At 45.9% G+C, this 20,261-nt stretch carries 18 protein-coding genes, 1 tRNA gene and 1 other annotated feature; of the genes, 12 read left to right on the top strand and 7 right to left on the bottom strand.

Features of this window, described 5'->3' with window-relative positions; translation table 11 throughout:
• Positions 1-8 precede the first annotated feature (8 nt).
• From secE to rplL, 6 genes are all read left to right on the top strand, one after another.
• Positions 9-242, top strand: coding sequence for a preprotein translocase subunit SecE (gene secE / locus C1A02_RS05085; RefSeq protein ID WP_207204874.1), 234 nt, complete (start codon positions 9-11; stop codon positions 240-242).
• A gap of 15 nt (positions 243-257) precedes the next feature.
• The gene (gene nusG, locus C1A02_RS05080) at positions 258-779 is read left to right on the top strand and encodes a transcription termination/antitermination protein NusG (protein WP_101697132.1); all 522 of its coding nucleotides are present in this window, start codon (positions 258-260) and stop codon (positions 777-779) included.
• A 116-nt stretch (positions 780-895) separates the two neighbouring features.
• Positions 896-1,321 (top strand): 50S ribosomal protein L11, encoded by a 426-nt coding sequence (gene rplK, locus C1A02_RS05075; RefSeq protein WP_101697131.1) that lies wholly within the window; start codon positions 896-898, stop codon positions 1,319-1,321.
• A 54-nt stretch (positions 1,322-1,375) separates the two neighbouring features.
• The gene (rplA, locus tag C1A02_RS05070; RefSeq protein ID WP_101697130.1) at positions 1,376-2,068 is read left to right on the top strand and encodes a 50S ribosomal protein L1; all 693 of its coding nucleotides are present in this window, start codon (positions 1,376-1,378) and stop codon (positions 2,066-2,068) included.
• A 60-nt stretch (positions 2,069-2,128) separates the two neighbouring features.
• Positions 2,129-2,289: a sequence feature (ribosomal protein L10 leader region), on the top strand.
• Between the two features lie 33 nt (positions 2,290-2,322).
• Positions 2,323-2,859 (top strand): 50S ribosomal protein L10, encoded by a 537-nt coding sequence (rplJ, locus tag C1A02_RS05065; protein WP_101697129.1) that lies wholly within the window; start codon positions 2,323-2,325, stop codon positions 2,857-2,859.
• Positions 2,860-2,893: 34 nt separating this feature from the next.
• On the top strand, positions 2,894-3,271 hold the full coding sequence (rplL, locus tag C1A02_RS05060) for a 50S ribosomal protein L7/L12 (protein ID WP_101697128.1): 378 nt from the start codon (positions 2,894-2,896) through the stop codon (positions 3,269-3,271).
• A gap of 606 nt (positions 3,272-3,877) precedes the next feature.
• Here rplL and C1A02_RS05050 read toward each other — a convergent pair.
• Complete coding sequence (locus C1A02_RS05050; protein ID WP_101697486.1) at positions 3,878-4,537, bottom strand: metallophosphoesterase; 660 nt, start codon at positions 4,535-4,537, stop codon at positions 3,878-3,880.
• Between the two features lie 128 nt (positions 4,538-4,665).
• On the opposite strand from C1A02_RS05050, the gene C1A02_RS05045 reads away from it, so the two are divergent.
• Positions 4,666-6,012: a D-alanyl-D-alanine carboxypeptidase family protein gene (locus C1A02_RS05045; RefSeq protein WP_101697126.1), complete on the top strand. Its 1,347-nt coding sequence runs from the start codon at positions 4,666-4,668 to the stop codon at positions 6,010-6,012.
• 207 nt (positions 6,013-6,219) lie between these two features.
• Here the strand turns inward: C1A02_RS05045 and recG are convergent, their stop codons facing one another.
• Positions 6,220-8,247, bottom strand: coding sequence for an ATP-dependent DNA helicase RecG (gene recG / locus C1A02_RS05040; RefSeq protein ID WP_101697125.1), 2,028 nt, complete (start codon positions 8,245-8,247; stop codon positions 6,220-6,222).
• A gap of 24 nt (positions 8,248-8,271) precedes the next feature.
• On the bottom strand, positions 8,272-9,975 hold the full coding sequence (locus tag C1A02_RS05035; RefSeq protein WP_101697124.1) for a DAK2 domain-containing protein: 1,704 nt from the start codon (positions 9,973-9,975) through the stop codon (positions 8,272-8,274).
• A gap of 307 nt (positions 9,976-10,282) precedes the next feature.
• On the opposite strand from C1A02_RS05035, the gene C1A02_RS05030 reads away from it, so the two are divergent.
• The gene (locus C1A02_RS05030) at positions 10,283-10,723 is read left to right on the top strand and encodes a hypothetical protein (RefSeq protein WP_164997150.1); all 441 of its coding nucleotides are present in this window, start codon (positions 10,283-10,285) and stop codon (positions 10,721-10,723) included.
• Between the two features lie 108 nt (positions 10,724-10,831).
• Here C1A02_RS05030 and C1A02_RS05025 read toward each other — a convergent pair whose 3' ends face one another.
• The 3 genes from C1A02_RS05025 to rny all read right to left on the bottom strand — a co-directional run bounded on the left by C1A02_RS05025 (position 10,832) and on the right by rny (position 13,677).
• Entirely contained in the window at positions 10,832-11,092 is a 261-nt protein-coding gene (locus tag C1A02_RS05025) for a stage V sporulation protein S (RefSeq protein WP_101697122.1), read from the bottom strand.
• 117 nt (positions 11,093-11,209) lie between these two features.
• Complete coding sequence (locus C1A02_RS05020) at positions 11,210-11,983, bottom strand: TIGR00282 family metallophosphoesterase (protein ID WP_101697121.1); 774 nt, start codon at positions 11,981-11,983, stop codon at positions 11,210-11,212.
• 134 nt (positions 11,984-12,117) lie between these two features.
• Positions 12,118-13,677, bottom strand: coding sequence for a ribonuclease Y (gene rny / locus C1A02_RS05015; protein WP_370737785.1), 1,560 nt, complete (start codon positions 13,675-13,677; stop codon positions 12,118-12,120).
• A gap of 547 nt (positions 13,678-14,224) precedes the next feature.
• Here rny and thrS point away from each other — a divergent pair.
• The 3 genes from thrS to C1A02_RS05000 all read left to right on the top strand — a co-directional run bounded on the left by thrS (position 14,225) and on the right by C1A02_RS05000 (position 17,197).
• Entirely contained in the window at positions 14,225-16,162 is a 1,938-nt protein-coding gene (gene thrS / locus C1A02_RS05010) for a threonine--tRNA ligase (RefSeq protein ID WP_101697120.1), read from the top strand.
• A gap of 370 nt (positions 16,163-16,532) precedes the next feature.
• A tRNA-Gly gene (locus C1A02_RS05005) sits at positions 16,533-16,606 on the top strand.
• A 48-nt stretch (positions 16,607-16,654) separates the two neighbouring features.
• Positions 16,655-17,197 carry a hypothetical protein gene (locus C1A02_RS05000; RefSeq protein ID WP_129588145.1) on the top strand — a complete coding sequence of 181 codons (543 nt, stop codon included), beginning with the start codon at positions 16,655-16,657 and terminating at the stop codon, positions 17,195-17,197.
• A gap of 1,281 nt (positions 17,198-18,478) precedes the next feature.
• Here C1A02_RS05000 and C1A02_RS04985 read toward each other — a convergent pair.
• Positions 18,479-18,910: a hypothetical protein gene (locus tag C1A02_RS04985; protein ID WP_101697116.1), complete on the bottom strand. Its 432-nt coding sequence runs from the start codon at positions 18,908-18,910 to the stop codon at positions 18,479-18,481.
• Between the two features lie 603 nt (positions 18,911-19,513).
• On the opposite strand from C1A02_RS04985, the gene C1A02_RS04980 reads away from it, so the two are divergent.
• Positions 19,514-20,170, top strand: coding sequence for an alpha/beta fold hydrolase (locus tag C1A02_RS04980; protein WP_101697115.1), 657 nt, complete (start codon positions 19,514-19,516; stop codon positions 20,168-20,170).
• Positions 20,171-20,261 lie beyond the last annotated feature (91 nt).

Genomic DNA, 20,261 nt, shown 5'->3' with positions numbered 1-20,261 from the left:
GAAAACAAATGGCTGAGAAGGAAAAAAAAGTCAACGCTCTGGCCAATGCCGGCAGAGCCGGTATGAAATTTTTCCGCGACTGCAAAAATGAACTCAAGAAAATCGTCTGGCCTACCCCTAAGTCGGTGTTTCAGAATACCGGCGTCGTACTGGCAGTAATCTTTGTTATTGGTCTTTTCATCTTTGGTCTGGATACAATAATGATGAATCTGCTGGGGCTGTTCATGAATATTGCGAAATAAGCGGAGGAAATGACTATGCCGGAAGACGTCAGGTGGTATGTGATTCATACCTATTCTGGGTATGAAAACAAAGTAGCGTCTAACCTAGAAAAAACGGTGGAAAACCGTCAGCTTCAGGATTTGATTCAGGAAATTCGCGTTCCGACTGAAATCGTAACAGAAATTAAAGACGGAAAAAAACGCGATGTGGAGCGCAAGATTTTCCCCAGCTATGTTTTGGTGAAGATGGCACTGACCGATGAATCCTGGTATGTGGTTCGCAATATCCGCGGCTGTACCGGTTTTGTGGGACCCTCGTCCAAGCCGATTCCATTGACCGATGAGGAAGTGGCACGCATGGGCGTGGAGAAGAAAACCGTGGAGGTTTCGTATCAGGTGGGTGATTCCGTTCATATTGTGGATGGCCCGCTGGAAGGGTTTGTCGGAACAGTCGAAGAAGTGGATTTGGACAAAAACCGTGTTCGCGTCACGGTATCCATGTTTGGACGCGAAACCCCGGTCGAGCTTGAACTTGATCAGGCAGAACCGGTGGAATAAAATCATTTGGTGTAATAAGCGGTTTTTGCCGCTCATTATGAGGGGCTGTGCCCCTGTGGGAGGGACGATAATAAGGTCGTTCCGCCATCTACCACGAATTTTGGAGGTGCAACAAAATGGCTCAAAAGGTTACGGGCTTTATTAAGCTCCAGATACCCGCCGGCAAAGCAACCCCGGCGCCCCCTGTTGGTCCGGCGCTTGGTCAGCATGGTGTCAACATTATGGCGTTCACGAAGGAATTCAACGAGCGCACAAAGAATGACGTAGGTTTGATTATCCCTGTCGTCATCACGGTTTATGCAGACCGTTCTTTCTCTTTCATTACAAAAACTCCGCCCGCAGCGGTTCTTCTGAAGAAGGCATGCGGAATCGAGAGTGGTTCGGGCGTTCCGAACAAAACTAAAGTTGCAAAAGTTACCCGTGAGCAGGTCAAGAAGATTGCGGAGCAGAAAATGCCTGACCTTAACGCGTCTGATATCGAGTCTGCCATGAGCATGGTAGCCGGTACTGCACGTAGCATGGGCATTGAAGTCGTAGATTGATCACCCGGGTGGGAGGAATAATCCGATTTTACCACTCAATAGGGAGGAAAACCAATGAAACACGGTAAGAAATATGTAGACAGTGCAAAGCTGGTTGACCGCGCAAAGCTTTATGATCCTCAGGATGCTCTTGAGCTGTGTGTGAAGACTGGTACTGCAAAGTTTGATGAAACAGTTGAAGTCCATGTAAAGCTGGGCGTTGACGGCCGCCATGCGGATCAGCAGGTTCGCGGCGCCATTGTTCTGCCCAACGGAACCGGCAAACAGATTCGCGTTCTGGCAATCTGCAAGGGCGACAACCAGAAGCTGGCTGAAGAGGCCGGTGCTGAGTTTGTCGGCGCTGAAGATATGGTTCAGAAGATTCAGTCTGAAAACTGGATGGATTTTGACGTTCTGATCACCACCCCCGACATGATGGGTCTGGTTGGTCGTTTGGGTAAGGTTCTGGGCCCGCGCGGCTTGATGCCTAACCCCAAGGCCGGCACCGTTACTCCGGACATCGCGAAAGCGGTTAAGGAAGCAAAGGCCGGTAAGATTGAGTATCGTCTGGATAAGACGAACATCATTCACTGCCCCATTGGCAAAGTTTCTTTTGGCCAGGAAAAACTGCAGGAAAACTTTAATGCTCTGCTGGGCGCGATTGTAAAAGCAAAGCCCGCAGCATCCAAGGGACAGTATGTGAAGTCTTGTGTTGTGGCGTCCACCATGGGCCCTGGCGTAAGAGTTAACCCCAACAAAGTTGGCTGATTTTAGAAGAAATCCGGTGAAGGTTTTTTCTTGACATGCATTTTGAAAAGTGTTATAGTATGTAAAGCTGTTCTTTATCCAAAGACAGCAGGTGCGTATGCTTAATGGAACCGTTCTTTCGGTTTCGGCCTGCCGAGGAAAGAGCCGTTCACTGTGATGTCTATTTTATAGTCAAGTGACGCCTTTCCTGCGCCTGCAGGAAAGGCTTTTTTGATTGTACGCACGATTCCTTTGGAAGATGGAGGTGAATACATTTGCCAAGTGAGAAGATTTTAGCAGAAAAGCAGCAGTATGTTGCTGAGTTGTCTGAATGCTTGAAATCTGCCTGCGCTGGTGTCATTGTAAGCTACAAGGGCATTACCGTTGCAGAGGATACCAAGCTGAGAAAGGAACTGCGTGAAACCGGGGACACTTACCGTGTGGTAAAGAATACCCTGTTGTCTCGTGCTCTGAAAGACGCCGGGATCGAAGGATTGGATCCGGTATTGGAAGGAACAACCGCAATTGCTTACAGCAATGACGATTATGTTTCCAGTGCAAAGATTCTGTCTACATTCGCAGAAAAAAGCAAAACCTTTGAGATCAAAGCGGGCTTCGTCGATGGCGGCGCTGTCGATGCAGCTTCTGTGAAAGAGCTGGCTGAGCTTCCCTCGAAGGAAGTTCTGGTGGCAAAAGCCCTGGGCGGCTTGAATGCTCCGATTACTGGTTTTGTTACCGTGCTGAATGGCACAATGAAGGGACTGGTGGTCGCACTGAATGCGATTGCCGAAAAGCAGGCTGCAAACGCCTGATTTCTTAAATTTTAAAAATATGGAGGTTTCATCAATGTCTGATAAAGTTGTTAAGTTGATTGAAGATGTAAAGGCTCTGACTGTTCTGGAGCTGTCTGAGCTGGTTAAGGCTCTGGAAGAAGAGTTCGGCGTTTCCGCTGCTGCTCCTGTTGCTGTTGCCGCTGCTCCCGCTGCTTCTGCTGCTCCTGCTGCAGAAGAGAAGACTGAGTTCGACGTAGTTCTGAAGGCTGCTGGCGCTAACAAGATTCAGGTTATCAAGGTTGTTCGCGAGCTGACCGGCCTGGGCTTGAAAGAAGCAAAGGAAGTTGTAGACAATGCTCCTAAGGCTCTGAAAGAGGGCGTTTCCAAGGACGATGCTGAGGCTATCAAAGCAAAGCTGACCGAGGCTGGCGCAGAAGTCGAAGTGAAATAAGTTTTTTCTCAAATAAAAGGATGCTGGGAATTATTTTCCGGCATCCTTTTTTGTTATGTTATTTTATGATTTATTTTTAAAGGTTACTTTCACATGATGGGGGAGTCTTGTCCATCCTCTCTTTAATCAAACAGGCTTTCGGCGTTATGATTTTATCATAACGACTGAGACATCAGGTGTGCGAAAAGATCGTTCGATGAACTTTTATTGACAGGGGATCCATTGGTTCCTTTGAAAGGCTCTTTGTCATCTTCTATTTCAGAATGTTCATCAAATATAAAAGGCATTTTTGATACAGCTGAGCTTGCTTTTTCTTCTTGTAATCATTCGATTCAAACGGCAAGGCTATAATTGCAAAGTGGTTTCACTTTTTTGCTATCTTACAGCGTTTCATACATATGAATAAATCAAAAAATGCTTTTGGGATTTTTTATCAAATAACAAATTATCTTTCTTTGGTGCTTTTCGGGTCATGGCGCGTTTGTTAAGAATGCAGACAGCACGAATCATAATGAAAAGAGTGGATTGTTTCAAATGGACAAAAAGCGCCCGGATGGCTGAAAAAACCATCCGGGCGCTTTTTTGAACTGATTCAAAGGAGTATCCTTACAGTTTTACCACATCATCAAACAAACAAATGTGGCTGCCGGTAATGTTTCGGTTCGTGTGCAGCGATCCGAAAAACCATTTTTGGAATTTCACAGTGCGAAGCAATCCTTCAAAATACATTTCCAGCGGACTGACTTGATGTTTTTCATTGATAAGGGTTCGCATGCGAGGAGAAGGTTCGTGAGTCACGATATAGTCAACCTGCATATTTCGTGCGGTTAAGTTCGCAACGCCTTCTTCCATTTCCTGTCGATTCGGCATCTCTTGCGGCCACCATTTTCCGGCTTCCTGCCGCATCTTTTTTTCCTGACTTTCGCCGCCCCCAAAGGTAAAAAAGGTGTTTCCTTCCAATGTGAAAACCTGACCCCGCATTAAATGGTATAAATTTCCACTAATGTGATGTACTTTGCCCCCGTTCCATTCTTCCACCGGGTACTGCTCTAAAGCGTCGTGGTTTTCATGGGCCCCGTCTACAAACAGAATATTATATTTTTTGGAACCGAGCTTTTGCAAAATTTTTGCTTCGGCCCGATCCCCATTCCATATAAATCCAAAATCGCCGCATACAATCAGGCTGTCCCCGCGCTTTAAGCGGCGGATTTCCGCACTTTGAAACCGATCCAGTTCCCCGTGCATATCTCCAGTTAGATAAATCAAGAACATTCCCGCCCTATCTCTTAATTTTTTCTGTTTTTTCAGAATCATTCTTTATCTTTTCACAAATAGCTGTTATACTTAAAATCGTTGTATTGCATTAATCATATCACATTGGAGGCAGTTTTTCCATGAAAAAAATGTTTACGCCTGTTTTGGCTTTTTTGCTGACATTCTGCGTGTTTTTTTCGTCGGCTCCAGCTTCGGCAGCGGCGTATAACATAGACTTTAGTCTGAATTCAGAGGCCGCCCTGCTGGTGAATCTGGACACAGATACTGTGGTGTTTGAACAGAATTCGGATACAAAACTAGAACCCGCATCCACCACCAAGATTATGACATTTATTATTGCATCGGAACAAATTAAAGATTTGTCCGGCACCAAAATTACTGTGAAAAAAAGTGTCGTAGATCTGCTGTTAGGCACGGGAAGTTCTCTGTCCGGCGTGTTGGAGGGAGAAGAGTTAACCGCCCTTCAATTGCTGAACTGCCTGATGGTTCCTTCGGGAAATGATGCCGCTATGGTGTTGGCGGATTATGTGGGGAATGGGGACATCGGTAAGTTCGTGGATTTGATGAACGCAAAGGCAAAGGAATTGGGCTGTGAAAATACCCATTTTGCCAATCCCCATGGATTGCATGACGAGAAGCACTATACCACCGCGAAAGATCTTTATACGATTACCAAGTATGCCATGACCTTGCCATACTTTATGGATATTTCTTCACAGACCCGGTATCAGCTGCCGGCGACCAATAAATCGCCCCAGTCACGCACGCTGGTAACCACCAACTATTTGATTGACCAATATACCGGCGGTTCTTATTTTTATCGGTATGCCAAAGGCATTAAAACAGGATCTCACGATCAGGCGGGTTATTGTTTGGTTTCTACTGCCATTAAAGACGGCTACAGCTATATGGCGGTCATCCTGCATGCCCCTAAAATAGATGCCCAAGGAAACAGCATCACCACGCGCGGCGAGATGAAAGACACCAAGGCGCTGTATGAGTGGGCATTCAGCAATCTACGGATTAAGACCGTGGTGGAAAGCGGATCCAGCGTGGGCGAAGTAAAGCTGGACTATGCCTGGAACAAAGATAAATTGCTGTTGGTGGCAGAAAAAAGCTATGCCACGATCTTGCCCAAAGAGGTTTCTCCAACCAGCGTTATTATTACCCCAAAACTGCCCGAAAGTGTAGAAGCACCGGTGAAAAAGGGTCAGGTGGTGGGCACGGCAGTATTAAGCTATGCCAATCAGGAACTGACGACCATTAATTTGGTGGCTTCAGAATCAGTAGAACGCAGCGAACTGTTACATTCTGCCGATGTGATCCGCAACATTGTGACTTCGATTTGGTTCTTGGTGATTGTGGGTATTATCGTGGTGCTGGTGATTGTCTATCTGGTGTTGGCACTGCTTTATAACCGCAAACGGAAACGTCTGCGCAAGGTGAAAAAATACCGCGATATGTAATGTAAAGCGATAAGAAGGGCAGACTGTGTGCCTGATACAATAATTTAAAATCAAAACCCGGAAAGAAATTCTCTTTCCGGGTTTTTTTATTGGAATAACCATTGGCGATTCCAGTGAATTTTTAACTGTTAAGACTGAATTGATTTTTGTGGCACACAAAAGGCGATCCAAGTTTCTTTCTGTCTGAATGTTTGCCCTAAAAACGGCTTATTCCAGAGCAGAAAACAATTGGTGTACTTCTGCGCGGAGCCCCCGGTGTTCCGGAAGCTCTAAAGAGGGATCCTGTGACAAAAGCTCTCGTGCTGCGTCCTGAGCCAGCTTTAACAGCTCAAAATCTGCGCTCATATCCGCTATTTTTAGTTCAGGCAACCCATGCTGGCGTGCACCGAAGAAATCGCCCGGCCCACGCAGGCGCAAATCTTCATCGGCAATTTGAAATCCATCGCTGGTTTCACACATCACCCGAAGTCGCTGCAAGGCTTCTTCGTTCTGTGCGTCCGACACCAGAATACAGGTGGATTTTTCTGTGCCGCGGCCAATGCGTCCCCGCAGCTGGTGCAGCTGTGACAGCCCATAGCGTTCTGCGTTTTCAATGAGCATCACAACGGCGTTGGGCACGTCCACTCCCACTTCCACCACAGTGGTAGAAACCAGAATATCAATCTGTCCGGCAGAAAAGGCGGCCATGGTTCGTTCTTTTTCAGCCGGACGCATCCTGCCATGCAGAACGCCTACCGTATGGCTCAAAAACCATTTTTCCTGCAAGTCCTTTGCGTATTGCGTTACAGAAGCCATGTCGCTTTCGCTGTCCTCAATCAACGGGCAGATAATGTAGCACTGTCGGCCTGCATCCAGTTTTTTGCGGATAAAGCCAAAGGCCCGGCTGCGCTTTGCCGTATCAATCACATAGGTTTCGGTTTTCTGGCGCCCCGGGGGCAATTCGTTTAAAACAGACAGTTCTAAATCACCATAGATCATGAGCGCCAAAGTGCGGGGAATGGGGGTGGCAGACATCACAAGAATATGGGGGTGATCCCCCTTTTGGGTTAAGGCGGTTCGCTGAGCCACGCCAAAGCGATGCTGTTCATCAGTGACCACCAAGCCCAGACGACGGAAAGAAACGGTGTCGCTGAGCAAAGCATGGGTTCCCACCAGCAGGTGGATTTGCCCATCCTTTAAAGCTTCCAGAATTTTGCGCCGGTTGGCGGCAGTAACAGAGCCGGTCAGCAAAGCAACACGAATGCCAAAAGGCTCCAGAAGCTGCTGCATGGTGCGAAAATGTTGCTGGGCCAGAATCTCGGTGGGGGCCATGAAAGCCGCCTGCATGCCCGAAGCGATGGCGCTGTGGCACAAAGCGGCGGCCACAGCGGTTTTTCCACTGCCCACGTCGCCCTGAAGCAGCCGGTTCATGGGGGAATCCCCCTGCATATCCGAAATACATTCCTCCACAGCCCTCTTTTGAGCCCCAGTGGGAGAAAAGGGAAGAGAAGTAAAAAAATCCCGGGAAGCATCCTGTGTCAGGCGCAGAGTGTTCTTTTGCCGGTTGCGGCTTTTCATGCGCAAAAGACCCAATTGCAAAATCAGGAGTTCTTCAAAAATAAGGCGCCGTTTTGCGTGTTCCAGAGCTTTTCTGTCTTTGGGAAAATGAATATTGTGAAGCGCAAAGCCCAGTCCGCATAGACGGTAAGATTGCCGCATAGGCTCCGGCAGGGGATCGCGAAGCGGATTCGGCAGTAAAGCCAAAGCAGAATTTACTGCATTTGCAATGATGCGGGAGCTAAGCCCCGCGGTCTGCCGATAAATGGGACGCAAAGGAAGTACCCGGTCAGCAGGAAGAAAATCCGGTGAAGACATTTCCCGCCGCAGCAAAGTGCCGCTGACCTTGCCTCTGAACAGATACTCTTTTTCCTCCAAAAGTAAATTTTTCAAATACGGGTTATTAAAAAAAGTAATGAGGACATCGTGCTGGCCATCGGTGGCACGCAATTTATACAGGGTCATGCCCTTGCGGATGCGCTGTTCCGACAAAGGGGATATTACGGTTGCCTTTACGGTGCACACCTGATTCAGCGGCGCCTGAGCCAATAAAACCGGTTGGCTCCAGTCTTCGTAATCTCGTGGATAAAAACGCAGCAAAGCGCCGACAGTGGGCGCCCCCAGCTTTGCAAATAACTGGGAGCGCTTGACGCCGACGCCTTTTAATTCTTTGATTTCTTTTTGAAACAGTGATGCCATGGTGAACCCTTCTTTAGCCAGAAGTTATTCCACAGAAACGATGAAGTAATACACCGGCTGTCCGCCGTCCACCAAAGTGATTTCAATATCGCCGCTGACTTTGGACTTGATACGGTTGTAAGCATCCTGTGCCTGGCTTTCTGTAATGTCCTTGCCGTAGATCAGCGTTACAAAAGAGGTTGTGCGGTTTACCATGGAACGAGTCAGCTTGACAACGGTGTGAACCGGATCCTTTTCAATGATATCCAGTTTGCCGTTTTTCAGGCCGAGAATGTCGCCTTCTTTAATCCGGTGTCCGCCAAACTCGGAATCCCTTGCCGCAAAGGTTACCTGACCGGTTGCAACGGAATTGGCGGCTTCCACCATGATGACGGTGTTGCGCTCAATTGATACTTCCGGATCATAGGCCAGCATGGCAGAAAGCCCTTGGGGAAGGGTGCGGGTGGGAAGAACCACCACTTTGCGATCCTTTGCCAGCGGAACCGTCTGTTCGGCCGCCATGATAATGTTTTTGTTATTGGGAAGAACAATAACCGTTTTAGCAGGAGTCGCCAATACCGCAGCCAAAATATCTTCGGTGCTGGGGTTCATGGTTTGGCCGCCGCTGACAACCTGAGAGCAACCCAAGTCCATAAACAAAGATTGCAGGCCTTCTCCCGCAGTCACCGCCACAAAGCCGATGTCTTCCACAGGTTCGGCAATCACAGGCTGTGGTGCCGCTTTTGCGTCGGCCTCTTTAGCGGCCTGATTGCTTTCTGCCGCCTTGCGGTGCTGTTCTTTCATATTTTCTATTTTTACGGTCAAAAGCTGACCATAGGTCAGTGCTTTTTGAAGAGCATTTCCGGGATCCTCTGTATGAACGTGAACCTTAATGATCTCTTCGTCGTCTACTACTACAACGCAGTCGCCCATGTTTTCTAGAAACGGGCGAAGATCGGTCTGCGGATCGGTTGGAATTTCGGGATCCCTGCCTACAATAAACTCGGTGCAATAGGTGAAGGTGATCTCTTGATCAAATTCGGCCGCCACGTTCCGGTGGAATTCTTCCGCCGCACTGTGAACGGAGGAAGAAGAACCGCCCACATTCTCTGATTCGGGCTGTTCGCTTTCTAAAATAATGCCGTCCCGGAAAACAGACAGCATTCCTTCAAAAATCAGGCATAAGCCTTTTCCGCCGGCATCCACAACGCCGGCTTTTTTCAGCACGGGCAAAAGCTCCGGTGTGGTCTCCAAGGCCTCGTCGGCACCCTGGCAGATAGCAGACCAGACCTGTAGGGCATCGTCATCCAGTTCTGCTGCCGCCTGTCCCTTTTCAAAAGCTACCCGAGCCACCGTCAGAATTGTTCCTTCGGTGGGCTTCATTACCGCTTTGTAAGCGGCCTCTACACCAAGGCCCAGGGCCCGGCAAAGATCGGCGCCGGTTGCCTGCTCTAAACCTTCCAGACCTTTTGAAAAGCCCCGAAATAACAGCGAGAGGATAACGCCGGAATTTCCCCGGGCACCGCGCAGCATGGCCGAGGCAACGGTATGCGAAATTGCACCAATGCCGCTGCTGTCTTCGGATTTTTCCAATTCTTTTGCTGCTGCAGAAATGGTCATAGACATATTTGTTCCCGTATCACCGTCTGGTACCGGAAAAATATTTAGGCTGTCCACAAGGGTTTTATTCCTGACAATATGGTTGGCACCGGAAAGTATGGCGCACTTTAATTCATATCCATTTATCAATTGTGTCGCATCTCCTCTTCAACTGAAAATTTGAAAGGGTAACTGCCCCAAAAAGCTTTTTATAAGGCATTTAAATTTATTTTTTATATTATATTTGAAAAGGCGGTGGCTCTTTTGCGCGGCACAGCCGCAAAGCGCGAAGCGCCTGATCTGTTTCACTGTGTTTTATGCATAATACATTGTGATGATATTCTAAATGAAAAAGGAATAAAAACCACACCCTTGCAGAACGATGCGCAACATCGCAGCGTAAAAAAGGAATATTGGTTATGATTCCGTGTTTTCTCAGTTGTCAAAAGCTTTGCTTTTGGCTAACGATGTGAGTGATTCAATCGGTGGCATTTCACCCGAATTCCTTCAAAAGGATAGAGGAAAAAACACCTTTATTGCCTCACATGATCCAATGTTCCCTCAGGCATCGAAGGCTTTGTCTTCGTTAATGCCGTGGGGTTATTCAATCGGTGGCATTTCACCCGAATTCCTTCAAAAAGATAGAGGTAAAAACACCTTTATTGCCTCACATGATTCAATGTTCCCTCAGGCATCGAAGGCTTTGCCTTCGTTAATGCCGTGGGGTGATTCAATCGGTGGCATTTCATCCGAATTCCTTCAAAAGGATAGAGGGAAAAACACCTTTATTGCCTCACATGATTCAATGTTCCCTCAGGCATCGAAGGCCTTGCCTTCGTTAATGCCGTGGGGTTATTATAACATATTGTTGATGGTTATTCAATCCATTTATTCCTAACCGGCAGTATCCAAAAACAAACCGGCGTTGTGAAGACGCCGGTTTGTTTTATTACGCTTTATCACTCAAGGAATTGCAAAACAGTACCAGAGGCGATGCCCGAGGAAGCTATCTCGGTTCCACAATCAGTTTGATAGCGGTTCGTTCGTCGCCGTCAATGTTAATACTGGCAAAGGCGGGGATACATACAATATCGATCCCTGATGGTGCAAGGTATCCGCGCGCGATTGCAATTGCCTTGATCGCCTGGTTGGAAGCTCCGGCTCCAACTGCCTGTACTTCTACAGCTCCGTTTTCACGGATAACACCAGCGATAGCCCCTGCTACGGAATTGGGTGAGGATTTTGATGATACTTTTAAAACTTCCATATTAAATAACCTCCCGCCTGAGTTACACTCCTATCATAAAACAAAAATCTGTATTTTGCAAGGGTTATTTGTTAAAATAAATCATATTATTTTCATATTATTCCAAATATTTGTAAATTATGACTTGATCTGAACTCTTTCTACAGAAATTGCGTTTCCATTTTTTTCGTCAATGCAGAAAATAGCCCCCTCCATTTTGCATGGGCCGTCGGCCAAATCAAAACGCACCGGCATATGAGTGCGAAGCTTTTGAATGACCAATTCCGGTTTTACTCCCAGCACGGAATGAATCGGCCCGGTCATTCCCAAATCCGAAAGAAAAGCAGTTCCTTGGGGCAAAAGCTGTTCGTCGGCGGTTTGCACATGGGTGTGGGTTCCGAACAGGGCAGATACCCGGCCATCCAGATAATAGCCCAGCGCACCTTTTTCACCGGTTGCTTCCGCATGAAAATCCACCAGCTTGATTGGGGGAAGAGAGGGATCGCTTAAAATTTGATCGGCTCGGGTAAAGGGGCAGTCCAGACTTTCCATGTAAGAGGTTCCCATCAGGTTAATCACCGCCACCTGTATCCGGCCCAAATCTACCACGCAAACGCCGCGCCCGGGCACGCTGACCGGAAAGTTCGCCGGACGAAGAAGGGTTTCACAGTTATCATACAGCTCATAGCTTTCCCGGCGGCGAAAGGAGTGGTTTCCGGTGGTGATAACGTCCGCTCCGCTGGAAAGCAGAAATTCTGCCGAAGTCGGGGTGATCCCGTTGCCGTCGGCAGAGTTTTCGCCGTTGACGATCACCAAATCCACTTGTTTTTCTTTTTTTAGCCGGGGCAGCTGTTCCCGCAGGAATCGGCAGCCAATGCTGCCCACCACATCGCCGATTGCAAGAATATTCATAAAGGGCCTCACTCTTTCTAAAAACGATATACTATGTTCTTATTGTACACCTTTGGGGGAAAATAACACAAGGGAAATCGGGCGAAATAAAAAAAGAGGGAACAAAGTGTTCCCTCTTTAAACGGTTTGACCGTTTATTTCGCGTATTCAATTGCCCGGCTTTCGCGGATGATGTTGACTTTAATTTGTCCCGGATATTCCAAATCCTGCTCAATCTTATCACAGATTTCGCGGGCCAGAAGAATCATTCGGTCATCGTTTACCACTTCGGGCTTTACCATAATGCGTATTTCGCGTCCGGCCTGAATTGCATAGCAGCGTTCTACCCCGTTAAAGGAGGAAGCAACGCCTTCCAGTTTTTCCAGCCGTTTAATGTAGTTTTCCAGGTTTTCACGGCGGGCACCGGGCCTTGCCGCAGAAATGGCGTCAGCCGCCTGTACCAGACAGGCGATTACAGTTTTCGCTTCCACGTCGCCGTGGTGCGCCTGAATGGCATGAATTACCGCTTCGCTTTCTTTGTATTTCCTGGCTACATCTACGCCGATATCAACGTGAGAGCCTTCGATTTCATGGTCAAGAGCTTTGCCGATGTCATGCAATAAACCGGCGCGGCGTGCCAATGTGGGGTCCAGCCCCAGTTCAGATGCCATAATGCCGGTCAGATAGGCAACCTCTAAAGAGTGGTTCAGCACATTCTGTCCATAGCTGGTGCGGTAACGCAGCCGTCCCAGCAGCTTGATCAGTTCTGGATGAACTCCGTTTACGCCGGCCTCAATAACCGCGCGTTCACCTTCTTGTTTAATGGTAGCGTCCACCTCACGGCGTGCTTTTTCAATGGTTTCTTCAATGCGTGCCGGGTGAATTCTTCCGTCAGAAATCAGACGTTCCAAAGCGATACGAGCTACTTCGCGCCGTACCGGCTCAAAGCAGGACAAAGTAATTGCCTCGGGTGTGTCGTCAATAATCAGGTCAACACCGGTCATCGTTTCAATGGCACGGATATTGCGCCCTTCACGGCCGATGATGCGTCCCTTCATATCGTCATTGGGCAGCGGCACCACAGAGATAGTGGCCTCTGCCACATGATCGGCAGCACAGCGCTGAATCGCAAGAGAAATAATCTCACGGGCGCTGCTGTCAGCTTCTTCTCTGGTCTGCTGCTCAAATTCCCGTATTTTCAAAGCCTTTTCGTGAGTCAGCTCGTCCTCAAGATTTTTCAGCATATATTCTTTGGCTTGCTCTACGGTGAAACCAGAAATTCGTTCCAGCATATCAAACTGGCTTTTCTTTACGGCTTCCGCTTCTGCAAGTCTTTCATCCGCTTTTTTATTCTTATTATTAATAGCGTTTTCCTTGGACTCTAACCCTTCTAGTTTTTTGTCCAAAGTCTCTTCCTTTTGCTGAACTCTTCGTTCTTGCCGCTGGATTTCTTTTCTGCGTTCATTCAGTTCTCGTTCCGATTCCGTTCTAAGCCTGTGAATTTCGTCTTTGCCCTCAAGAATTGTTTCTTTTTTCTTTGCTTCGGCAGATTTAATCGCGTCGCCTACAATGCGTTTTGCTTCTTGTTCGGCAGAACCGATTACGGATTCAGCGGTCTTTTTTCGGTGACCGATGCCTGCAAAAAATGCAATTATGCCAAAAATAACGGCGCTTGCAAGCGCTATTATGATACATAACCATAGGGGAACATTCAAACCATAGACACCTCCTTGTGAAAAAAATTTTCATATTTTAGTTTTAAATTTATTAATCTGGGTGCGTCAATCCCATCGGATACGCCGCAGGGCGCATCTTATTCCTAATTGTATAACTTTTACAGGGTGCATGTCAAGAAAATTGATGATAATCCGGCGCAAAATCGTGAAATATCACGAAGTGATCCGCTTGACAAGGTGCTTGTGTGGTGGTAGTATGAATTCAAGAATACAAATAAGCGTTGAAAAGAAGATCCGGTTCAAAGTTTTGCAGCAGAGAGCGTCCGTCACCGGCTGAAAGCGGATGTGGCAAAAAGGGCTTGGATTACCATCTTGGAGCGCGCGCCGAATAACCGGCTTCTGTAAAAGGGCCTTTGGTTTAAGGCGTGACGGTTGGCACCGTTATCAGCCGCAGGAGGGCAGGGCACTAAGCTTTGCCGAACCGGGTGGAACCGCGGGATTACAAGTCTCGCCCCAGTATTGGGGCGGGGCTTTTTTTATATCCATATATGAAGTTATATCGACAAATTGAACAGGAGGAAGAATCATGATTCAAATAACCTTAAAAAATGATGTGAAGGAATTTGAGGCCGGAATCACGGTGGGGGAAGTGGCAAAATCCTTGGGCGCCGGCTTATATAAAGCGGCCTGTGCCGGCAAAGTAAACGGACAAGTGGTGGATTTGCGCACCCCTCTTCAGCAGGACTGTCAACTGGATATTTTGACCTTTCAGGATCCGGAGGGCAAGCAGGCCTATTGGCACAGCACCTCTCATATTATGGCACAGGCAGTAAAGCGCCTGTTCCCTGAAGCAAAAATGGCGATTGGCCCTTCTATTGAAAAAGGATTCTATTATGACTTTGATCTGCCCCGCACCCTGACACCGGAAGATCTGCCGGTGATTGAGGCAGAGATAAAGAAGATTATTAAAGAAAACCTTCCCATCGAGCGGTTCCTTCTGCCCCCGCAGGAGGCAATCGAGCTGATGAAGGAGCAAGATCAGCCCTATAAAGTGGAACTGATTGAGGAACACGCCGGGAAAGGGGAAGATATCTCTTTCTATCGCCAAGGGGAGTTTACCGATTTGTGTGCCGGCCCTCATCTGATGACAACCGGAAGTGTAAAGGCAGTTAAGCTTACAGCGGCTACCTCCGCTTATTGGCGCGGTGATTCTAAAAACAAGGCTTTGCAAAGAGTGTATGGTATTTCGTTCCCCAAAACGGCAGAGCTGGAAGAGTATCTGGCCCAAGTGGAAGAAGCGAAAAAGCGCGATCACAACGTGCTGGGCCGTCAGTTGGAATATTTCACCACAGTGGATTATATCGGTCAGGGCTTGCCCATCATGTTGCCGAAAGGCGCCCGGGTGCTTCAGACTTTGCAGCGCTTTGTAGAAGATACCGAGAAAAAACGCGGCTATCTTTTGACCAAAACACCGTTGATGGCGAAAAGTGATCTGTATAAAATCTCTGGCCACTGGGATCATTACCGCGAAGGCATGTTCGTGATGGGCGATGAGGAAAAGGACAAAGAAGTGTTTGCCCTGCGCCCCATGACCTGCCCCTTCCAGTATCAGGTGTTTCTCAATCGCCAGCGTTCTTATCGCGATTTGCCCATGCGGTTGGGAGAAACCTCCACATTGTTCCGCAACGAGGATTCCGGCGAAATGCACGGCCTGATTCGTGTGCGCCAGTTTACGATTTCTGAAGGACATTTAATTGTAACGCCAGAACAGCTGGAGGATGAATTCCGGGGCTGTGTAGAGCTTTGCCGCTTTATGCTGGAAACATTGGGCTTGGCAGAGGATGTCAGCTATCGGTTCTCTCAGTGGGATCCGAATAATCAGGAGAAATATATCGGCACACCGGAGCAGTGGGATGAGGCTCAGAGCGTGATGGAGCGAATCCTGAATCATTTGGGGCTGGAATATTCCATTGGGATTGACGAAGCTGCTTTCTATGGACCGAAGCTGGATATCCAGATTCGCAATGTCCATGGCAAAGAGGATACGCTGATTACCATTCAAATTGACCAGATGCTGGCAGAAAAATTCGGCATGGAGTATGTGGACAGGGACGGAGTGAAGAAGAACCCCTATATTATTCACCGTACTTCTTTGGGCTGCTATGAGCGCACCTTGGCTCTCTTGCTTGAAAAATATGCCGGTGCCCTGCCCATGTGGCTGATGCCCGAGCAGGTTCGTGTGCTGCCTATCAGCGAACGTCTGCATGATGAAGCAGATGCGATTGCCGCCCAGCTGGAAGAAGCCGGGCTGGAAGTGTCCTGTGATCACCGCAGCGAAAAAATCGGCTATAAAATTCGCGAAGCTCAGCTGGAAAAAATCCCCTATATGTTGGTCATCGGGGATAAAGAGGTTGAAAACGGTGTGGTTGCGGTGCGCAGCCGCCGTGAGGGAGATATTGGAACCATGCCGCTGTCAGATTTTATCCAAAAAGCGGTGGAAGAAGTCAAATCAAAGGCAAGATAGAATTAAAATTGTCAAAATTTGCCATTTGTTTCCAATTAGAAAGGCGGCGGGCCAAGGGTTTTTCCTCTGGCCTTGCCGCTTTTTTCGATCAAAATCTCCACATTATGTAAACTTATAAACTGAGGGGCTTTCCACTTGGGTGTGGAGAAGTGTTGGGGAAAACTATGGAAAAGATTTGTTTTTAGCGTGTTTGTCCCCATTGTATTGTGGAAAAGTCTGTGGAAAGTGTGGAAGGAATTAGAGTTTTGGTTCGGTTTTTAAAAATTATGTTAAGTGAATCAAGAAAAAGGCTATAAATTTTACCAAATCTCTTGAAAAAGCAAATCGAATGTGATAAACTTTAAAAGTTATAAGGATTATTTTAATAGATGCGGATGTAGTTTAGTGGCAGAACTTCAGCTTCCCAAGCTGATAGTGTGGGTTCGATTCCCATCATCCGCTCCACAAAAAGACCGACCCGTCAGGGTCGGTCTTTTTGTGCGGCTGCTTGGGATGAGAACCCCGAAAAAAGCCGCAAAAGAAAAGAGCGGGGAAAATTACGGTGAATTAGAAGGCTTTACCGCGGAACGCGAGAAAAAACAGTGCCGACCGATTCCCATCATCCGCTCCAAAATGAAGGTCGGCCGGTTGGCTGGCCTTTTTTATATCGCTGGGGAATCGAACCCCGAAAAAGCCGCAAAAGAAAAGAGCGGGAAAAATTACGGCGAATTAGAAGGCTTTACCGCGGAACGCGAGAAAAAACAGTGCCGATCGATTCCCATCATCCGCTCCAAAATGAAGGTCGGCCGGTTGGCTGGCCTTTTTTATATCGCTGGGGAATCGAACCCCGAAAAAGCCGCAAAAGAAAAGAGTGGGGAAAATTACGGCGAATTAGAAGGCTTTACCGCGGAACGCGAGAGAAAACAGCGCCGACCGATTCCCATCATCCGCTCCAGCAGGCTAAGCCTGCACACAAGTCACATACTTCACGGAACGAAGTACGTTTTGTTTTGCACCCATGTTTCAAACACATCGATATCAAAGATGAAACAGTGAAGGTCAGCTGATGGGCTGTTTTTTATGTTTGGGGAATTGAACCCTGAAAACATTGCAACAGACTGGATGTCTTGTTTGGTGCTGTTTTTCTACTTGATAAAATTCTGGAACTAAAAAGGCAGCATTCTTTTAAGAAAACGCTGCCTTTTTGAGATCGTTATCATTTTTTAAATATAAGTGCATGAAGGTAAAGTGCCACGGTATAATTCCATAGAAGAAGCGCAACCGCCCGAGAAACAGCGCGAAAGAAAATATAGGGTTCTAGGCTAAGAAGAAAAGCCAAACAGATGCAAAATAGTATCGTCATAGGTAGATACAGTTTGCTTTTTTCATTTCTCTCCAGATATAAGCCATAATAAATACACAGAATGAAAAAAAGAGCAGTAATAAAATAAGAGAGTGTCAGATTTAAATTCCAGAAATACTGCATCAATAAAAATAGAGTAAATAAGACCGTAAGAATAAGAACTGTGGTTTTGTTTAACAATCTGTTCTTTAATCGATTCATGAAAGAATACTCCATTTCAATGGGAAATCTAAGCGAGGAGCCGCTTCATGCTACAAAGTAATACGCAATTCCTTAATACGCAGTCTCTGCCTGAGTTGCATTACTTGGTAAAGTTATGAAGGGAAAGTCTGACCACTCCATTAATACAGAAGTGCCTTGCATTTCAAAATATGCGGTTACTGAATGTGCACACCGATTCCCTTTTCCGCTGGTTGGGTCAGATCCCCAAATGCCGTAATCGATCGCATGTATTGCTTGTTTGGTAGTTTTTTTAGTAATAAAATTCTGAAAATCACAAAGGCAGCATTCTTTTAAGCCAACGCTGCCTTTGTGAGATAATTAAAATCTTTTAAACCTGAGTGCATGAAGGTAAAGCCCGAAAGTATCTTCCCATAGGAGAAGTGCAATTGATCGAGAAGCAATCTGAAAAAAGACTTGGAGTTCTAATATTCGCGGATTAAAAAGAAGAGTAAAAATAATAAGAAAAAATAGTATCGTCATTGGCAAATACAGCTTGCTTTTTTCATTTCGCTCCAAATGAAATTGATAGTAAAAAGGTAAGATACCAAAAAGAGCAGTAATAAAATAAGAGAGTGTCAGATTTAAATTCCAGAAATACTGAATCAATAAAAATAGAGTAAATAAGACCGTAAGCATAAGAACCGTGGTTTTGTTTAACAATCTGTTCTTTAATCGATTCATAAAAGAGTACTCCATTTCAATGGGAAATCTACTCAAAAGGCACGAAATAAGTAAAATGAAAGCAATGGAAGTTATTGAGAAAATTCAGGTGCCTTGTAATAAATACAAATGAAAATATAATACATAAGCATATAATCTGTCGCCAGACAAACAGGTAAAAGAGCTGCAAATAATGGAAAACAAAAATAGATAAATGGGAAAAATAAAAGCGCAGAGATTAAGAAAAATAAGAGTGTTTTCAAACGCCTATATTTTTTCAGCTTGTTTTTGTCTATCGATAAGAACAAATTATCCGCTCTTACTGAAAAATAGCACATTAAAAAGAAAAATACAAATGAAAAAACAGTCTTAACTGAGATAATCCTGTTCCCAGCAAGAATAGCCTCCATACTATAAGCGGAATTTAAGTCTTCTGCGTTAAAATATAAAAAGAAGTTATAGACTAAAAAAATAGAAATTGCAAAAAATTTATTTGTAATGAGATAGTTCATTTTCTGTCGCATAGAAATTCCTCTCTGCATCTTCTAATAATGCATTATTTCAAATAATCTAGTATGACTGAATGGTCACCGATAGTCTAAGTAACACCCGGAATCGTAAGATATGGCGATAAAACTGCTTATTGTAAGTGCGTTTACTAGAATAGGAGATCAAAATTTTTATTATGTTTTCCTTTTTATCAATGTAACATAATTATATTGATACGGCAAGACGCATGTACAGAGAGATTCCCTTCCTTCTCTTTATATAAACAAATTAGAAAGCTGTTTTGTGACTTAAAAAACAAAAATCAGAATCTTCCGGCATGGATCTAAATTAACGAGATTTAGTATTTATGCAGTTAAATGGATTTTTCTATGTCTGGGGAATCGAACCCCGAAAAAGCCGCAAAAGAAAAGAGCGGGAAAAATTACGGTGAATCAAACAGGCTTGCCGTCGGACAGGCTGAAAACAGCATCTGCTATTTCTTTTTATTTCTTAATCAGCTATAATAATAGTAAATTCGAGCAAAAACATGTGATGAAAATGGGATGTAGTTGAGCCGGACATATCTGAATGATATCCGGGGCCTTCATGGATTTTTGAAAAAATAAAGGAGAAAAGAGATGAAGATAAAAGCAAACGGTGTGGAATTGGCTTATGAAAAATCGGGAACAGGTGAGCCGCTGATTCTGCTGCATGGGAATGGGGAAGACCATCATATTTTTGATGTGATTGCGTTAAAGCTTCAAAAACATTTTACGGTATATGCCGTTGATAGCCGGAATCACGGGGAAAGCGATAAGACAGAAGATTATTCCTATGACACCATGGCAAAAGATATTGGCTGTTTTATTGAAGAATTAAACTTGGGCAAGGTGAATCTGGTCGGGTTTAGTGACGGCGCCATTCTATCTTTGATTTTGGCTATGAATCAAAGTGAACTCATTCATAAAATGGTTTTATTGGGAGTGAATTTAAAACCGGAAGATTTTACGGAGAAAAGCTATCAGTTTTTAAAGCAAACCTATGAAGAAACCAAGGATCCGTTGTTCCGGCTGATGTTGGAACAGCCTAATATTGAATTAGATGATGTGAAGGATGTCACGATTCCCACTTTAGTGGTTGCTGCGGAAAATGATATCTTTCAGCCGGAATCCTTTGAGCGTTTGGCACAGGCGCTGCCCAATGCGGAGTTAATGGTTCTGAAAGACCATAAACACGATAGCTATATTGTAGATAAGGATATTCTGTATCCGGATTTGCTGCGTTTTTTCCTGTGATTTTTACAGGGTGCTTCAAATATTCCGGTGTAAATAGGCAGTGCGTTTTGATTGAGATAAAATCAAACGATGCAGTCCGATAAAAAGAAAG

It is taken from the genome of Clostridium minihomine, from assembly GCF_900240385.1.
Classification (GTDB): domain Bacteria; phylum Bacillota; class Clostridia; order Oscillospirales; family Acutalibacteraceae; genus Faecalispora; species Faecalispora minihomine.
The sequence above is the reverse complement of the archived record's forward strand: the minus strand, read 5'-3'. Positions and strand labels throughout refer to the sequence as shown.